The sequence below is a fragment of the Microbacterium dauci genome, assembly GCF_030065535.1.
Classification (GTDB): domain Bacteria; phylum Actinomycetota; class Actinomycetes; order Actinomycetales; family Microbacteriaceae; genus Microbacterium; species Microbacterium dauci.
Genome location: NZ_JASJND010000006.1, coordinates 166,050 through 181,164 on the forward strand (window position 1 = coordinate 166,050; position 15,115 = coordinate 181,164).

Consider the following 15,115-nt stretch of genomic DNA (forward strand, 5'->3'; position numbering starts at 1 on the left):
CTCGAGCTCAGCGGTCGAGCGAAGCGAACCGCTCGATGTCGGAGTTCGTGCCCGACACGATGATGAGGTCGTGGTTGGTGACCACCGTGTTCGCCTCGGCGTAGCGGAACGGCTTGCCAGGGCTCTTCACGCCGACGACCGTCACGTTGTACTTCGTGCGGACGCCCGACTCGTTGAGGCCGACGCCGCGGATGAACTTCGGCGGGTACATCTTGGCGAGCACGAAGTCGTCGTCGAAGCGGATGAAATCGAGCATGCGGCCGCTGACGAGGTGTGCGACGCGCTCGCCGGCCTCGCGCTCGGGGTAGATGACGTGGTTGGCGCCGACGCGCGACAGGATCTTGCCGTGCGACTGCGAGACCGCCTTCGCCCAGATCTGCGGGACTTTGAGGTCGACGAGGTTGGCGGTGATGAGGACGGATGCCTCGATCGACGAGCCGACCGCGACGACGGCGACCTGGAAGTCCTGAGCGCCGATCTGCTTCAGCGCGTCGAGATTGCGCGCATCGGCCTGCACCGCGTGGGTGACGCGCTCGGACCACTTCTGGACGAGGTCGAGGTTGCCGTCGATCGCGAGCACGTCGCGGTCGAGGCGGTCGAGCTCTCCGGCGCACGCGGCGCCGAAGCGTCCGAGGCCGATGACGAGCACGGGGGCGTCGCTGCGCAGCTGCTCAACCAACGATCGGCCTTTCGACAGGCAGCGAGTAGAGCTGCGAACGGTTCGTCGCGGCCACGGCCGCGGCGAGAGTCACTGTACCAACGCGCCCCATGAACATCGTGGCGGCCATCACGTAGACGGCGGGGTCGGGGAGCTCGGCCGTCAGCCCGGTCGACAGGCCCACGGTCGCGAACCCCGAGATGACGTCGAACAGCACGTCTTCGACCGGAGCGCCGGTCATCCGCGTGATGACGATCGTGGAGAGGGCGACGATGGTGGCACCCCACGCGACGACCGAGAGCGCGACGCGCTGGACGTCGCTGGGGATGCGGCGACCGAAGGCGGACACACTCGGACGGCCCTTCGCCTCGGACCACACGGCGAGGGCGAGGACCGCGAGGGTCGTGACCTTGATGCCGCCGGCGGTCGAGGCCGACCCGCCGCCGACGAACATCAGCATCGACCCGACGACGAGCGACGCTCCGCCGAGCGAGCTGATGTCGACGACCGCGAACCCGCCGGAGCGGGTCATCGCCGAGAGGAAGAACGCCTGGAAGGTCGTATCCCACGCGTCCATCGACCCGAAGGTCTTCGGGTTGTCGTATTCGAGGGTGAGGAACGCCGCGGCGCCGAGCACGAAGAGAACGGTGGTCGTGATGATCGTGAGTTTGGCGTGCAACGTCCAGCGCCGCAGATGCCAGCGATGCCGCGCGAGGGCGAAGATCACCGGGAATCCGATCGAGCCCAGGAAGACACCCGTCATGAGGAACGTGAGGAAGAGGTAGTTCTGCTCGAACGGGACGAGCCCTTCGGCGTTCGGGGTGAATCCGGTGTTCGTGAACGCCATCGCCGAGTAGTACGGCGCCTCCCACAGCGCGGTGAGTGGATCGATGCTGCTCGCGAGCATGGTCGGGTAGATGAGGATCGCGAGCGCCGCTTCGATCACGAGGGTAGAGAGTGCGACGGTCGACAGCATCTGGCCGACCTCGCCCAATCTGACCGTCTGTCCCTCGTTGACCGGACCGCCGTGGGCGCGCATCGGGTTGCTGTCTCCGGCCGCGAGCAGTTTCGCGCGCAACCCCAGACGCTTCGAGATGACGAGTCCGAGGATCGACGCGAGGGTCAGGACGCCCATCGCACCGATGTTCACGCCGAGGTAGACGAGCACATGCCCGAACGGTGACCAGTGCGTCGCCATGTCGACCGTGGCGAGTCCTGTCACGCAGATCGTGGACACCGCGGTGAACAGCGCGTCGGCGAGCGGGGTCACCTGCCCCGTCGCGGAGGCGATCGGCAACGAGAAGAGCGCGGTGAACACGAGGATGAGCGCCGAGAAGATGAGGACCGCGAACCGGGACGGGGACGCGGTGGCCAGATCCTTCATCGCGATGAACAGTCGGCGGTACCAGGCGGGCCCCTGCCGCGGGGCGCGCGCGGCGACGGTCGTGCCCGTCATCTGGCGCCCCTTCCTCGTTCGGACCGTTGTCATGGTACTCCGGCGTCCGCGCGGGCTAACCTACCGTCATGGCGGACATCTTCGACGTGATCGCCGACGGTACCCGTCGGGACATCCTGCAGCTGCTGCGCGAGCGCGCGGAGGCGGGTGGCGACGGGACGAGCGTCTCGCAGATCGTGTCGACGCTCGGCGTGAGCCAGCCGACGGTCTCGAAGCACCTGAAGGTGCTCCGCGAGGCATCCCTCGTCTCCGTCCGTGAGGAGGGGCAGCACCGCTACTACAGCCTGTCGCCTGCGCCGCTCGACGAGGTCGATGACTGGCTGTTCCCCTTCCTCACGTCGAGCGACGACGTCGTCGGGTACGCGCCCGTCACGCTCCCCGAGCCCGCGGCGCATGCCGCCGAGGTCGTGGGTCGCGCCGCGGCATCCGCCAAGCATGCCGTGACGAGCGTCTTCAGCAAGCTCCCCGGCCGCTGATCCGCAGAACGGTCTCTGCAGTCACACGAGTCACACCGGTTTACACGCGCCCCTCGCGCCCACTACTGTTGGGTGATTCTTCAGCGGGAATTTTCATAGGGGACGCAGTTAGGGGACACAGATGTCGGGCATCTCGGATGTGCGCTTTCTCACCGTCGCGGAGGTGGCAGAGGTGATGCGCGTGTCGAAGATGACGGTCTATCGACTCGTGCACTCCGGCGAACTCCCCGCCGTCCGCTTCGGACGCAGCTATCGGGTGCCCGAGACGGCGGTCACCGAAGCCCTGCAACGGCCTATCGCCGACGTCGGCTAGACTGATCCGAGGCATTTTTCCGTCTTGCCGTTCCCGGACGCGAACACCGCGCGTCCAGACCCCGATCTAGTGAGGTTTCCCGTGGGTTCAGTCATCAAGAAGCGCCGCAAGCGCATGGCGAAGAAGAAGCACCGCAAGCTGCTTCGCAAGACTCGCCACCAGCGCCGCAACAAGAAGTAAGCGGCACCGCAACACCAAGCGCCCCCGATCGGCTCACGCTGATCGTCGGGGCGCTTCGTGTTGCGTCGGCGAGGTTCGCGCCGAGGCCACGCTCGCGCGGGGGACAATGGACCTGTGCACGCAGTGACCCTCATCTCCAAGCCGGGCTGTCATCTGTGCGACGTCGCACGTGAGATCGTCGACACGGTTGTCGCTGAGCTCCCCGAGGGCGACGTGACCGTCGAAGAGCTGTCGATCGCCGAGGATGCCGCGCTGCACGCGCAGTGGTGGGAGAAGATCCCGGTCGTCCTCATCGATGGCGACCTGCACTCTCACTGGCGCGTCTCCGCAGACCGACTGCGTAGTGCGCTGACAAACCGCTGACCGAAGGGACGACCGCATGATCCGTCATGTCGTGAGCTGGAAGATGGCCGCTCAGGATGCCGCGGAGCGCGCCGAGCACGCAGCAGAGGTCGCGCGTCGGCTCGCGTCGCTCGAGGGCGTCGTTCCCTCGCTGCGCTCGCTGAGCGTCGGCGTGAACGTCGCGTACCCCGACACGAATGCCGACGTCGCGCTCGTGGCGGACTTCGACGACATCGAAGCCCTCGAGGCGTACCAGGTGCACCCTGCGCACCAGGACGTCGCCGCCTACGTGCGGAGCGTTGTCGCGTCGCGCGCGGCGGTCGACTTCGAGGTCTGACCCCGCCTCAGAGTGAGGCTCGCACGGCGACGGGAACCGGTGCGATCGCGATCCGCACCCGCTCGCCGTACTCGAGGCGCTCGTCCGCAGCGTGCTGCACGCGGACGAGGATGCCGTCCTCGGTGCGCACCAGCGTGCGACGGAGGCTCCCGAGGAACGTGCTCTCCTCGACGATCGCGGCGACACCCTCGCCCAGGGCGGCGAGGCGCACGTTCTCGGGCCGCACGAGCACCTCGACCGGGCCGGACGCGCCGGCACCCTGCACCGGGAGCGACGTGCCCCACACCGAGACCGACTCGCCGTCGGCGACGCCGGGGACCGTGCTCGAGAGACCGACGAACGCAGCCACGCGCGGGGACTCCGGACGCAGGTAGAGGTCCTCGGGCGTACCGATCTGCTCGATCCGCCCCGAGTCCATGACGGCGATCCGATCGGAGACGGCGAGGGCCTCTTCCTGGTCGTGGGTCACGAACACCGTGGTCGTCCCGAGACGGAGCTGGATGCGGCGGATCTCGTCGCGCAGCTGCACGCGCACCTTCGCGTCCAGCGCCGAGAGCGGCTCGTCCAGGAGCAGCACCCGCGGCTCGGTGACGAGCGCGCGCGCGAGCGCGACGCGCTGCTGCTGCCCACCCGAGAGCTGATGCGGGAACCGGTCCGCGACGTGGCCGAGGCCGACGAGGTCGAGCGCCTCGCCGGCGCGGCGGCGCGCGGTGGCGGCATCCACTCGGCGACGGCGTAGACCGAACGCGACGTTCTCGATCACCCGCAGGTGGGGGAACAGCGAGTACGCCTGGAACACCATGCCGATGTCGCGCTTGTTGGTCGGCGTGCGCGAGACGTCGACATCACCGAACGCGACCGCGCCGGACGTGGCGCGCTCGAGCCCCGAGATCACCCGGAGGGCGGTCGTTTTGCCGCAGCCGGACGGGCCGAGCAGCGACACGAACTCGCCCGGCGCGATGTCGAGGTCGACGCCGTGCAGCACACGGGTCGACCCGTAGTCCTTCACGATGCCGCGCAGTTCGACGCGCGTCCCCTCGCCGGCACCGGCGAGGAGCTGATTGTCGGAGGTCCGCGGCAGCGGGCGCAGGGTCTGCGAGGAGCCGGTGGCGGTGTCGAGCGTCATGAGTTCTTCCTTCCGGCGCCGACGCGTCCCGCGCGGCCGATGACGAGCAGCAGTGCGAACGCGAATGCGAGCGCGAGCAGGGTGAAGATGGCGGATGCCCAGGCGTCCTGCTTGTTGATGATGACGAGACCGGTCTGGAGGACGGGCCGGTTGAGGAGCGACGCGATCGTGAACTCGCCGAGGACGACGGCGACCGAGATGAGGGATGCCGCGAGCAGCCCCTGCCGCAGATTCGGCGCGACGACGCGCAGGAGCACCGTGCCCCAGCCCGACCCGAGCGTGCGCGCGGCCTCGGTCAGAGTGCGGAGGTCGATCGCATCGATCGAGGCCTGGATGGACCGGTACGCGAACGGGAGCACGAGCACCCCGTACGCGAAGGCGAGCGTCCACGCACCGGTGCCGACCGTGCGGCCGATCTGCAGGTAGATCGGCGCGAGACCGACCACCAGGACGATCGCGGGGATCGTGATCGGCAGCAGCGCGAGAAACTCGAACGCCCGCCGCATGCGCGGGAACTTCAGCGACACGAGCACCATCGTCGGCGCGAACAGGAAGAGCACGATCGCCACGGTCACCAGCGCGAGGATGAGCGAGTTCACGAGGCCCGTCCATACCGGCGCGTAGCGCGCCGAGAGGGCCGGGTCGAACAGCGCCGCCCACCGGTCGAGTGTGAAGCCCTCGGGAGAGGCCACCGTGAAGAGGACGGTCGCCGCGAACGGCACCGCGAACACGAGACCGACGGTGACGCCGATCGTCCACCGCGCCGTGCGCGAGGGGGCGAGCAGGCCGCTCACGACTGCCACCTCGCGGTGCGCTTCTGGATGAGCGCGTACAGGCCCATCACGACGGCGACGACGACGATCATGCCGAGCGCGAGCGCACCGGCGAGGTTCTCGCGGCCGAGGACCGTCTCGCTCGTGAGCGAGGTACGGATCTGCAGCGGCACGATCTGCGAACCCTGGCTGGCGAGCGCCGCGGCCGTCGCGTAGGACGAGAACGCGTTCGCGAACAGCAGCAAGAAGCTCGCGAGGAACGAGGGGGCGAGCACCGGGAAGCCGATGTGCGGCCAGAATCCGCCGCGCGTGCCGCCGAGGGTGAGGTGGGCCTCGACCCACTGCGGCTTCAGCGCTGCGAGCGCCGGCATGAACGTGATGACCATGAGGGGCACCTGGAAGATGACGTACGCCGGGATGAGTCCCGGGAGGGCGTAGATCCACGCCCCGTTGGCGAAGATGTCGAGCCCGAAGACATCGTCGAGGATGCCGGTGACGACACCCTGCGTGCCGATCGTCGCGATGAGCACGAAGGCGAGCATGACGCCACCGAACTGGGCGAGCACGCCCGACGCGGCATCCACCGTCGTGCGGACGAAGCCGGTCTCGGGAAGGCCCAGCATCGCGTAGCAGACCAGTGCGCCGACGAGCGCGCCGATCGCCGCGGTGAGCAGCGAGACCCAGGTGGAGTTCCAGAACGTCGTGAGCACGACGGGGTCGACGAGGGCGGCGAGGTTCTCGCCGGTGAGGGCGCCGTCGCCGTCGACGAGGCCCGTCGCGAGCGCCAGCACGGTGGGGAGGACCAGGAACAGGCCCAGGTACACGGCGAAGGGCGCCAGCCCGACCCACGAGAGGTCGAGCCGGCGGCGCGCGCCTCGCGGCGCCGGAGCGGTGGGCTCCGACGCCGCGAGGGTGGGGGCGCCCGTTTCCGGGGCCCCCGTGGTCACGAGCTGTGTCACTGAACTGCGGCAGCCCAGTTCGCGCCGAGCAGCTCACCGGCACCGGTGGACTGCGCCTCGGTCGGGACGACCGTCTCGGCGGGCGCCTCGGGGAGGGCTGCGGCGAGCTCGGCGTCGATCGTGCCGGCCTCGATCATGGCCTCCATGCGCACCGGGCGGGCGCCGCCGGCGAGCCACAGGTTCTGCACCTCGTCGCTGAAGAGGAACTCCTGCCACAGACGTGCAGCGGCCGGGTTCGGTGCGTCGACGTTGATGGCCTGGTTGTAGTAGCCGGCGTATCCGACGCCGTCGAAGACGACGGTCTCCCAGGTGGGCACGCTCTCCTTGTGGGTCGCGTTCAGGTAGTCCCAGTCGAAGACGACGGGGGTCTCGCCGCTGGCGACGGTCGCGCTCGTCACGTCGAGCTTCAGCATGTTGCCGGCGGCGTTGAGCTCCGAGAAGAAGTCGATGCCGGGCTGGAAGTCGTCGAGCGTGCCGCCCGACTGGACCGCCGCGAGGCCGACCGCGGCGAACGCGGCGCCGGCCTGGGTCGGGTCGCCGTTCACGGCCACCGAGCCGCGGAACTGGTCGTCGAGCAGGTCGGCGAGCTCAGCCGGAGCGTCGAACTTGGCCGAGTCGTAGCCGACCGACATGTACCCGCCGTAGTCACCGACGAACAGGCCGGTGGGCTCCTTGAGGGCGTCGGGGATGTCGTCCCAGTTCTCCACCTGGTACGGCGCGAAATGCTCGGTGCTCTGCAGCGCGACGGTCAGACCGAGGTCGAAGACGTCGGGCGCGGTGTCGAGGCCCTTGTTCGTCTCGGCCGCGGTGATCTCCTCGGCGCTCGAGACGTCGGGGGACTGCTCGTTGACCGTGATCTCGGGGTAGCGGCTCTTGAAGAGGTCGATGATCTCGCCGTAGTTGGCCCAGTCGCGCGGGAGCGCGATGACGTTGAGCTGGCCCTCGGCCTTCGCGAGCTCCTCGAGCTCCTCGAACGTGCCGATGTCGGCCAGGCTCGTGGCGGTCGCGGCGGCCGAGTCTTCGGCGGAGGCGTTCTCGCCGGGGGTGCCGGCGCAGGCCGCGAGCGACAGCGCGGCGATGGTGGACAGTGCGACGGCGGCGGACGCGCGGCGCGACAGAATACGGGACATCGGGATCCTCTCGGGTGGTCCGCACGATGCGATGCATCGCGCGGGGGACGAGGGGAAACTATTGGCGCCGGGTGACCCGTCTGGGCCGCATCGGTGAACGGCGGGTGACGTGCTGTTGACCGGCCCGGTGCTCAGCGCTCCGGCGTCGGCTCGGCGGCGTCGACGCTCCTGACCGTCTCGATCGTGCCGGTGAACGTGCTTGCTCGCTGCTCGGCTTCGATGCTGCCGGTGAACAGTCCGTCGCTCGCGGGTGCGGCATCCGTGTCGTGTGTGCTCGTCGGCTCGGGATCGGTCAGCAGGACGCGCTGTACCGGGAGTGCGGCGGGCATCGTCTGCTGCACCCACAGCACCATCGCCTCGCGGACGAGGCATCGCAGGTCGAAGAGGGTCGGCGCGTCCTTCGCGGTGACGAGGATGCGGACGCGGACGTACCCGCCGGTCGCCTCGGTGACCTGCAAGACCGACGCGCGGCCGTCGTAGAGGTCGGTCTGCGCGAGGACCTCGGCGAGGTGCACTCGCATCGCGGCGGGAGAGACCCGCCAGTCGAGGTCGAACTCGACGGCACCGAGCAGCTCTGATCCTTGTCGCGTCCAGTTCTGGAACGGCGTCGTCGTGAAGTACGTGCAGGGGAGCACGAGTCGGCGATCGTCCCACAGGTCGAGGACGACGTAGCTGAGGGTGATCTCGCCGACTTTGCCCCACTCACCTTCGGCGACGATGACGTCGTCGACGCGGAGCGCGTCGCTGAAGACCAGCTGGAGCCCCGCGAACACGTTCGCGAGCACGGACTGCGCTGCGAGGCCGGCAACGACCGAGGCGATGCCGGCCGAAGCGAGGACGCTCGCACCGATGGCGCGGACGGCGTCGAACGTCATGAGTGCGGCGCCGAGCGCGATGACGACGATCAGGACGATCGCGAGTCGACGCACGATGAGCATCTGCGTGCGGATGCGTCGGGCGACGCGGTTGTCGGGCACATCGATCCGGTACCGGCCGAGCGCGATGTCGGTGGCGACCATGACAAGGGATGCCAGCAGCCAGGCGCTCGCACCGATTGCGAGGATCGAGAAGACGTGCACCAGCGTCGGCAGGTGGTCGGGGACAGGGTACGCCGATTGCGTGGCGGCCCAGAGCCCCGCGACGAGCAGGATGGCCCGGAACGCGTGCCGCGCGTGCCGCATCAGCACACCGGCCCACGCTCGGCGCTTCGCAGTCACCCGCACCGCGATCGAGACGACGCCCGCGACCACCACCACGACGACGAGTGCGATCGCGACGGCGATGCCGTAGCCCAGCCAGTTCTCCCACATACGACGTGGCTCCCTCCGGTTCGGAGGGAGCCACGTTACGGAATGCGTGTTTCCGTCTGCAAAGCCTTGCGTTACGGGGCGAGCCGTGTCGGGCCGCGGAAGAGGTAGGTCACCTCGCGGATCGACGACTCGCCGAGCAGCAGCATGAGCACGCGCGCGAGGCCCATGCCGAAGCCGCCGTGCGGCGGGGCGCCGTAGCGGAAGAAGTCGAGGTAGAAGTCGAGGTGCTCGGGGTCGAGCCCCTTCTCCTTCGCCTGCTCGATGAGCACGTCGACGCGGTGCTCGCGCTGCGCGCCCGTCGTGATCTCGACACCGTTGAACAGCAGGTCGTACGACTTGGTCAGCCCGGTCTCCTCGTCGCGCATGTGGTAGAACGCGCGGATCTCGGGGTGGTAGTCGGTGATGAAGACGAACTGGTGCCCGAACGTCTCGGCGACGTGCGCCGAGATCTGGCGCTCGCCCTCGGGGTCGAGGTCGCCGTCGGTGCGGGGGATCTCGTAGCCGCGGGCCGCGACGATGTCGCGGGCTTCGGCGAGCGGGATGCGCGGGAACGGCGTGGCCGGCACCTGCACCTCGACGCCGAACAGCTCGGCGATCTCTGCGCCGTGCTTGTCCTTCACAGCCTGGAACGCGAACTGGAGGAGTTCCTCCTGCATCGCGGCGACATCCTCGTGGGAGTCGATCCAGCTGATCTCGGCGTCGATCGAGGTGAACTCGGTCGCGTGACGCGACGTGAACGACGGGTCGGCGCGGAAGACGTCGCCGATCTCGAAGATCTTGCCGAATCCTGCCGACTGCGCCATCTGCTTGAAGAACTGGGGGCTCTGCGCGAGGTAGGCGGTCTTGTCCTCGAAGTACGGCACCTCGAAGAGCTCTGCCGCCGACTCCGAGGCCGACGCCATGAGCTTGGGGGAGTGGATCTCGATGTAGTCGCGCTCGATCCAGTACGTGCGCATGGCGTGCTCGAGCGTCGTCTGCACGCGGAAGATGAGGTTGTTGCGGCGCTGACGGAGGTCGAGGAAGCGCCAGTCCATGCGCTTGTCGAGCCCCGAGTCGGACGCGATCGGCGTCTCGGGGAGCGCTGCGGCGGCCACGTCGAGGGCGCCGATCTTGATTTCGACACCGCCGAGCTTGACGCGCTCGTCGTGCTTGAGCTCGCCGGTCACCGTCAGGAAGGTGCCGGTGCTGAGCTCGGAGATCAGCGACGTGAGGGCGAGGGCGGCGGCATCCTGTTCGGAGCCGTCCTCGGCCGGCCGGGTGGCGGGGTTCACCAGCTGCACGGCGCCGGTCTCATCGCGCAGGATGACGAACTGCACCTTCTTCTGATCGCGGACGGTCTCGACCCATCCGGAGACCGAGACGGGGCCGTCTGCGCGGGACTGCAATTGCTGGACGAGGACGCGTTCACTCACGAGGAGAGAGTCTACGCGGGGCGCCGGAACCGGCGATCCGGATGCCGCATGTACGGCTGGCCCCCAGGCTGATGCGGACCGCGCCGCCTAGGGTGGACGCACAGGGGGCGCCCGTCGCAGGGGAAGCGGGCATCCGATCACCGAGCGCAGAAGGCACCCGATGACCGCACTGATCCACGCAGCATCCACCTCGGACCAGGGGTCCTGGCTGTCGACCCTCGCCGACTGGGTGGTGTCGCTGATGGAGCTCATCGGCCCGCCGGGCGCGGCGATCGCGGTCGGGCTCGACAACCTCTTCCCCCCGATCCCCAGCGAGGTCGTGCTCCCGATGGCGGGCCTCGCGGCCAGCCGCGGCTCGTTCACGCTCTTCGAGGCCATCGCCTGGACGACGTTCGGCTCGGTGTTCGGCGCGTACATCCTTTATGGACTCGGCCGCTGGCTCGGCGCCGAACGTCTCGCGCGTATCGCCGACAAGCTCCCGCTCGTGAAGGGCGAGGACGTCGAACAGTCGGTCGCCTGGTTCGAGCGGCACGGTGCCGCCGCCGTGTTCTTCGGCCGAATGGTGCCGCTGTTCCGCAGCCTCATCTCGATCCCCGCCGGCGTCGCGAAGATGCACTGGTGGAAGTTCGGCCTGCTGACGACCGCGGGAAGTCTCATCTGGAACTCGATCTTCGTGCTCGCGGGATTCTTCCTCGGCGAGAACTGGCACATCGTGGAGCAGTACGCCGAGATCTTCCAGACGATCGTCATCGTCGCCGTCGTGCTCGCCGTCGCCTGGTTCGTGATCGTCCGCGTGCGCGCGATCCTGGCCGATCGGGGCACGGATCAGGCGTCCGAGGGTTCAGGCTCCGCATAGCCCACCCCACGTAAACTTGCAGGGTGACTGCCACCCGCCTCCATCTCGTGCGCCACGGTGAGGTCCACAACCCCGACCGCGTGCTCTACGGGCGGCTGCCGGCGTTCCACCTCAGCGCGGACGGTCGGCGCATGGCGCTCGCCGCAGCCCGGCACCTCCACGACGAGGGGCGGTCGGTCCGCTCGCTCGTCTGCTCACCGCTCGAGCGCGCCCGCGAATCGGCAGCGCCCATGGCCGAGACCTTCGGCCTCCAGCCCGTCGTCGACGCGCGGGTGATCGAGCCGACGAACGTCTTGGAAGGCCGACGGATGCGGCAGGCGCTGCGCAACCCGCTCAACTGGTGGCACCTCCGTGCGCCGGGAGTCCCGAGCTGGGGCGAGCCCTACCTCGAGGTCGTCGACCGCATGCAGTCCGCGATGCGCGACGCGTGGAACCGGACCCCGTCCGGCGGCGACGCGGTCATCGTCTCGCACCAGCTGCCCATCTGGATCACCCATCTCGCCGTTGCGGGTCTCCCGCTCCGCCACGACCCGCGCCGCCGCCGGTGCGCGCTGTCGAGCGTCACGAGCTTCGAGCTCGTCGGCGACGTGTGGCGCGAGGTCGCGTACGCCGAGCCCGCCCACACTTCGGACGCCGTCGACGAAGGAGCCGTATGACCCGCCGCATCTTCGCCGCCGTGACCGCCCTCGCGCTCGCCTTCGGGCTCGCCGCCTGCACGGGCGAGAACGACGACCTCGCCGACACCTATCGCAAGGGCAACAACCAGGGGTTCATCTCGGGCGATGGTCGCGTCACCGAGATCGCCGAAGCCGACCGAGGGGATGCCGTCGAATTCAGCGGCACCGCCGTGGACGGTTCCACCATCTCGAGTGCCGATTATGCGGGCGAGGTCCTCGTCATCAACTTCTGGTACGCACAGTGCGGCCCGTGCCGTGCCGAGGCGCCGATCCTCGAGGACGTGCACACCTCGACGAGCGAGGCGGGTGCCAACTTCCTCGGCGTCAACATCTACGACGGCCCCGAGCAGGCGGCATCCTTCGACGAGACGTACGGGATCACGTACCCTTCGATCCTGGCCCGCGGCGACGTCGACCTGAAGCTCGCGTTCGCCGACTGGACGTCGCTGCAAGCTGCACCCACGACGCTCGTCCTGGATAAGCAGGGTCGCGTCGCGGCCAGCATCTTCGGCCAGGTGACGCCCGCGTCGAAGTCCATCTTCGAGACGCTCGTCGAAGACGCGCTCGAGGAACAGTCGTGACCGACATCGTCTTCGACGGCGCGCTCTGGCTCGCGATTCCGATCGCTCTGCTCGCGGGCCTCGTCTCCTTCCTCTCGCCCTGCGTGCTGCCGCTCGTCCCGGGCTATCTCGGCTTCCTCGGCGGCGCAGTCGCTCCACGTGACGCACGTGTCGAGGGCGCTGGCGGCGTCGCGACGATGCAGCGGACGAAGGCGCCGGGACGGGCGAGGCTTCTCCTCGGGGTCGGCCTGTTCATCGCCGGGTTCACCGTCGTCTTCCTCGCGATGGGCGTCTTCGCCGGCACGCTCGGTCGAGTCTTCATCGAATACCAGGACCCCATCACCCGCGTGCTCGGGGCGGTCGTCATCGTGCTCGGCCTCGTGTTCATCGGCATCTTCGGCTTCGCGCAGCGCATCGCCCGCCCGCAGATCCGCCAGAACCTCGGCATCATCGGGGCACCGCTCCTGGGCGTCGCGATGGGCATCGGCTGGGCGCCGTGCATCGGCCCGACCCTCGCCGTGATCCTGAGCATGGCCTACAGCCAGGCAGACCCCGCACGCGCCGGCATCCTCGCCGTCGCGTACTCCCTCGGGCTCGGCATCCCGTTCGTCCTCATCGCCCTCGGCGCGAGCTGGGCGACCCGCTCGGTCGCCTTCGTCCGCCGCCACATCCGTATCGTGAACATCATCGGTGGCGCGCTGCTGATCGCCCTCGGCGTCCTCATGGTCACGGGCGTCTGGACCGAGATCATGGCTGTCTTCCAGGGGGTGGTCGCGGGTGTCCCGACCTTCCTCTGACAACGACACCGTCGACGGTCCGCTCCGCCCGAGCGATCACCTCGAGACGACGGCCGACGGCGCGGCATCCGCTCCGGTGGCGCCGAAGCTGGGCTTCGTCGAATGGCTGCGCTGGGGCTGGCGCCAGCTGACGAGCATGCGGACGGCGCTCGTCCTGCTCCTCTTGCTCGCGATCGCCGCGATACCCGGTTCGCTCGTGCCGCAGCGCAGCGCCGACCCGAACGGCGTCTCGCAGTGGCGGGCCACAAACCCCGATCTGTACCCGGTGTTCGACGCCCTGCAGCTGTTCGACGTCTACACGTCGGTGTGGTTCTCGTCGATCTACATCCTGCTGTTCATCTCGCTGATCGGCTGCGTCCTGCCGCGCACGAAGCATCACTGGAAGGCGCTCCGGGCGCGTCCGCCGCGCACGCCCGCCCGTCTGTCGCGACTCGACGATCACGCCGAGCGCACGGTCGCGGTGCCTGACGGTGAGGATGCCGCGGGGCACGCCGCCCACGCCATCGACCTGGCCGAAGCACAGCTGAAGTCCCTGCGCTACCGCGTCGAGCGCTACGAGGTCGGTGGCGCCGTCTCGGTCTCCGCCGAGCGCGGGTACGTGCGCGAAACCGGCAACCTCGTCTTCCACGGTGCGCTCATCGGTGTGCTGCTCTCGGTGGGGATCGGCGGTGGCTTCACGTACACGGGCCAGACCGTCATCACCGAGGGCGACGGGTTCGTCAACTCGCTCGGGCTCGGCTACACCTCGTTCAACCCCGGTCGCTTCGTCGACACCGAGAACGACCTCGTGCCGTACTCGATCACCCTCGACGAGTTCGACGTCACGTACCTCGAGCCGGGAACACAGGGCGCCGGTCAGTCCGGCGACTTCGCGGCGCACGTCTCAACCCGCTTCCCCGGCGAAGACGCGCAGAGCGACGTCATTCGGGTCAACCACCCGATCACCATGGCGGGCGATCGCATCTACCTCATGGGCAACGGGTACGCGCCGACGATCACGATCCGCAACGCAGACGGTGACGTCGTGTTCAACGAGTCGGTGCCGTTCCTGCCGGACGGTGCCACCATGACCTCGCAGGGCGTCGTCAAGGTGCCCGACGGCATCACGACGACCGACGGCGAGTCGGAGCAGCTCGGGCTCGCCGGGTTCTTCTACCCGACGGCGGCCACGCTCGAGTCCGGCGCGCTCACCTCGGCCTACGGCGACCTGGCCAACCCGCTGCTCACGTTCTGGGTCTACGCGGGCGACCTCGGCATCGACGACGGCACGCCGCGGTCGGTCTACGCGCTCGACCCCACCGGCATGGAGCAGATCGCCGGAAACGACTCCGGCGTCGACTCCCTCGAGCTCGCGCCGGGGGAGACCGTCGACCTTCCCGACGGGCTCGGCACGATCACCTTCGAGGATGAGACCGCGAACGGCGCCGCCGAATCGGTGAAGCGCTACGTGTCGCTCTCGATCCACAACGACTCCGGCGCCACCTGGGTGCTGGTGTTCGCGATACTCGCGCTGCTCGGCCTATTCGCCGCGCTGTTCGTCCCGCGCCGCCGCATGTGGGTGAAGGCGACGCCGGGGGACGGCACCGTCCTCATCGAGTACGCGGGTCTCGCCCGCGGTGAAGACCCGGCGATCGCCATCGCGGTCGACGCACTCGCCCGCGATCACGGTGCCGCCCTCGGCGAGCTTGAACCCGCATCGGATGCCGCGCCGCGCCAGGCCACCCCGAACGTAGACTGAACCCACCCCGCTCTC

General features: G+C 69.0%; 18 protein-coding genes. 10 read left to right on the top strand and 8 right to left on the bottom strand.

What is annotated here, in order from left to right:
* Window positions 1-7: 7 nt before the first annotated feature.
* Both QNI14_RS09545 and QNI14_RS09550 read right to left on the bottom strand, forming a co-directional pair.
* Entirely contained in the window at window positions 8-679 is a 672-nt protein-coding gene (locus tag QNI14_RS09545; protein ID WP_283716365.1) for a potassium channel family protein, read from the bottom strand.
* Window positions 672-2,114 (bottom strand): TrkH family potassium uptake protein, encoded by a 1,443-nt coding sequence (locus QNI14_RS09550; RefSeq protein ID WP_283716366.1) that lies wholly within the window; start codon window positions 2,112-2,114, stop codon window positions 672-674. The genes QNI14_RS09545 and QNI14_RS09550 overlap by 8 nt, the downstream gene beginning before the upstream one ends.
* Window positions 2,115-2,182: 68 nt before the next feature.
* Here QNI14_RS09550 and QNI14_RS09555 point away from each other — a divergent pair, with 68 nt between their 5' ends.
* From QNI14_RS09555 to QNI14_RS09575, 5 genes are all read left to right on the top strand, one after another.
* Entirely contained in the window at window positions 2,183-2,590 is a 408-nt protein-coding gene (locus tag QNI14_RS09555; RefSeq protein ID WP_283716367.1) for an ArsR/SmtB family transcription factor, read from the top strand.
* Between the two features lie 121 nt (window positions 2,591-2,711).
* On the top strand, window positions 2,712-2,903 hold the full coding sequence (locus QNI14_RS09560; protein WP_283716368.1) for a helix-turn-helix domain-containing protein: 192 nt from the start codon (window positions 2,712-2,714) through the stop codon (window positions 2,901-2,903).
* Between the two features lie 81 nt (window positions 2,904-2,984).
* Complete coding sequence (locus tag QNI14_RS09565) at window positions 2,985-3,083, top strand: 30S ribosomal protein bS22 (protein WP_003792170.1); 99 nt, start codon at window positions 2,985-2,987, stop codon at window positions 3,081-3,083.
* A gap of 114 nt (window positions 3,084-3,197) precedes the next feature.
* Entirely contained in the window at window positions 3,198-3,446 is a 249-nt protein-coding gene (locus QNI14_RS09570) for a glutaredoxin family protein (protein ID WP_283716369.1), read from the top strand.
* A 16-nt stretch (window positions 3,447-3,462) separates the two neighbouring features.
* Window positions 3,463-3,762, top strand: coding sequence for a Dabb family protein (locus tag QNI14_RS09575; RefSeq protein WP_283716370.1), 300 nt, complete (start codon window positions 3,463-3,465; stop codon window positions 3,760-3,762).
* A 7-nt stretch (window positions 3,763-3,769) separates the two neighbouring features.
* Here QNI14_RS09575 and QNI14_RS09580 read toward each other — a convergent pair whose 3' ends face one another.
* The 6 genes from QNI14_RS09580 to aspS form a co-directional block, all read right to left on the bottom strand.
* The gene (locus tag QNI14_RS09580; protein WP_283716371.1) at window positions 3,770-4,888 is read right to left on the bottom strand and encodes an ABC transporter ATP-binding protein; all 1,119 of its coding nucleotides are present in this window, start codon (window positions 4,886-4,888) and stop codon (window positions 3,770-3,772) included.
* Complete coding sequence (locus QNI14_RS09585) at window positions 4,885-5,691, bottom strand: ABC transporter permease (RefSeq protein WP_430539266.1); 807 nt, start codon at window positions 5,689-5,691, stop codon at window positions 4,885-4,887. Before QNI14_RS09585 ends, QNI14_RS09580 begins: the two co-directional genes overlap by 4 nt.
* The gene (locus QNI14_RS09590; protein WP_283716373.1) at window positions 5,679-6,608 is read right to left on the bottom strand and encodes an ABC transporter permease; all 930 of its coding nucleotides are present in this window, start codon (window positions 6,606-6,608) and stop codon (window positions 5,679-5,681) included. Before QNI14_RS09590 ends, QNI14_RS09585 begins: the two co-directional genes overlap by 13 nt.
* Before the next feature lie 8 nt (window positions 6,609-6,616).
* Entirely contained in the window at window positions 6,617-7,750 is a 1,134-nt protein-coding gene (locus tag QNI14_RS09595) for an ABC transporter substrate-binding protein (protein ID WP_283716374.1), read from the bottom strand.
* 131 nt (window positions 7,751-7,881) lie between these two features.
* Window positions 7,882-9,060 carry a mechanosensitive ion channel family protein gene (locus QNI14_RS09600; RefSeq protein WP_283716375.1) on the bottom strand — a complete coding sequence of 393 codons (1,179 nt, stop codon included), beginning with the start codon at window positions 9,058-9,060 and terminating at the stop codon, window positions 7,882-7,884.
* Between the two features lie 71 nt (window positions 9,061-9,131).
* On the bottom strand, window positions 9,132-10,472 hold the full coding sequence (gene aspS, locus QNI14_RS09605) for an aspartate--tRNA(Asn) ligase (RefSeq protein WP_283716376.1): 1,341 nt from the start codon (window positions 10,470-10,472) through the stop codon (window positions 9,132-9,134).
* Between the two features lie 160 nt (window positions 10,473-10,632).
* Between aspS and QNI14_RS09610 the strand changes: the two genes are divergently transcribed.
* The 5 genes from QNI14_RS09610 to resB are packed head-to-tail and all read left to right on the top strand — an operon-like array spanning window position 10,633 to window position 15,100.
* A complete protein-coding gene (locus QNI14_RS09610) occupies window positions 10,633-11,328 on the top strand; it encodes a DedA family protein (protein WP_283716377.1) in 696 nt (231 codons plus the stop codon).
* A 23-nt stretch (window positions 11,329-11,351) separates the two neighbouring features.
* Entirely contained in the window at window positions 11,352-11,984 is a 633-nt protein-coding gene (locus QNI14_RS09615; RefSeq protein ID WP_283716378.1) for a histidine phosphatase family protein, read from the top strand.
* The gene (locus QNI14_RS09620; RefSeq protein WP_283716379.1) at window positions 11,981-12,586 is read left to right on the top strand and encodes a TlpA family protein disulfide reductase; all 606 of its coding nucleotides are present in this window, start codon (window positions 11,981-11,983) and stop codon (window positions 12,584-12,586) included. The genes QNI14_RS09615 and QNI14_RS09620 overlap by 4 nt, the downstream gene beginning before the upstream one ends.
* Window positions 12,583-13,362 (top strand): cytochrome c biogenesis CcdA family protein, encoded by a 780-nt coding sequence (locus QNI14_RS09625; protein ID WP_283716380.1) that lies wholly within the window; start codon window positions 12,583-12,585, stop codon window positions 13,360-13,362. Before QNI14_RS09620 ends, QNI14_RS09625 begins: the two co-directional genes overlap by 4 nt.
* On the top strand, window positions 13,343-15,100 hold the full coding sequence (gene resB, locus QNI14_RS09630; RefSeq protein WP_283716381.1) for a cytochrome c biogenesis protein ResB: 1,758 nt from the start codon (window positions 13,343-13,345) through the stop codon (window positions 15,098-15,100). The genes QNI14_RS09625 and resB overlap by 20 nt, the downstream gene beginning before the upstream one ends.
* Window positions 15,101-15,115 lie beyond the last annotated feature (15 nt).

Excerpts from the sequence above, each read along its gene's own strand:
- QNI14_RS09560 (WP_283716368.1), top strand. The coding sequence starts at position 2,712 with ATGTCGGGCATCTCGGATGTGCGCTTTCTCACCGTCGCGGAGGTGGCA.
- QNI14_RS09555 (WP_283716367.1), top strand. The coding sequence starts at position 2,183 with ATGGCGGACATCTTCGACGTGATCGCCGACGGTACCCGTCGGGACATC.
- QNI14_RS09620 (WP_283716379.1), top strand. The coding sequence starts at position 11,981 with ATGACCCGCCGCATCTTCGCCGCCGTGACCGCCCTCGCGCTCGCCTTC.
- QNI14_RS09595 (WP_283716374.1), bottom strand. The coding sequence starts at position 7,750 with ATGTCCCGTATTCTGTCGCGCCGCGCGTCCGCCGCCGTCGCACTGTCC.
- QNI14_RS09580 (WP_283716371.1), bottom strand. The coding sequence starts at position 4,888 with ATGACGCTCGACACCGCCACCGGCTCCTCGCAGACCCTGCGCCCGCTG.
- QNI14_RS09600 (WP_283716375.1), bottom strand. The coding sequence starts at position 9,060 with ATGTGGGAGAACTGGCTGGGCTACGGCATCGCCGTCGCGATCGCACTC.
- QNI14_RS09575 (WP_283716370.1), top strand. The coding sequence starts at position 3,463 with ATGATCCGTCATGTCGTGAGCTGGAAGATGGCCGCTCAGGATGCCGCG.
- QNI14_RS09610 (WP_283716377.1), top strand. The coding sequence starts at position 10,633 with ATGACCGCACTGATCCACGCAGCATCCACCTCGGACCAGGGGTCCTGG.
- QNI14_RS09550 (WP_283716366.1), bottom strand. The coding sequence starts at position 2,114 with ATGACGGGCACGACCGTCGCCGCGCGCGCCCCGCGGCAGGGGCCCGCC.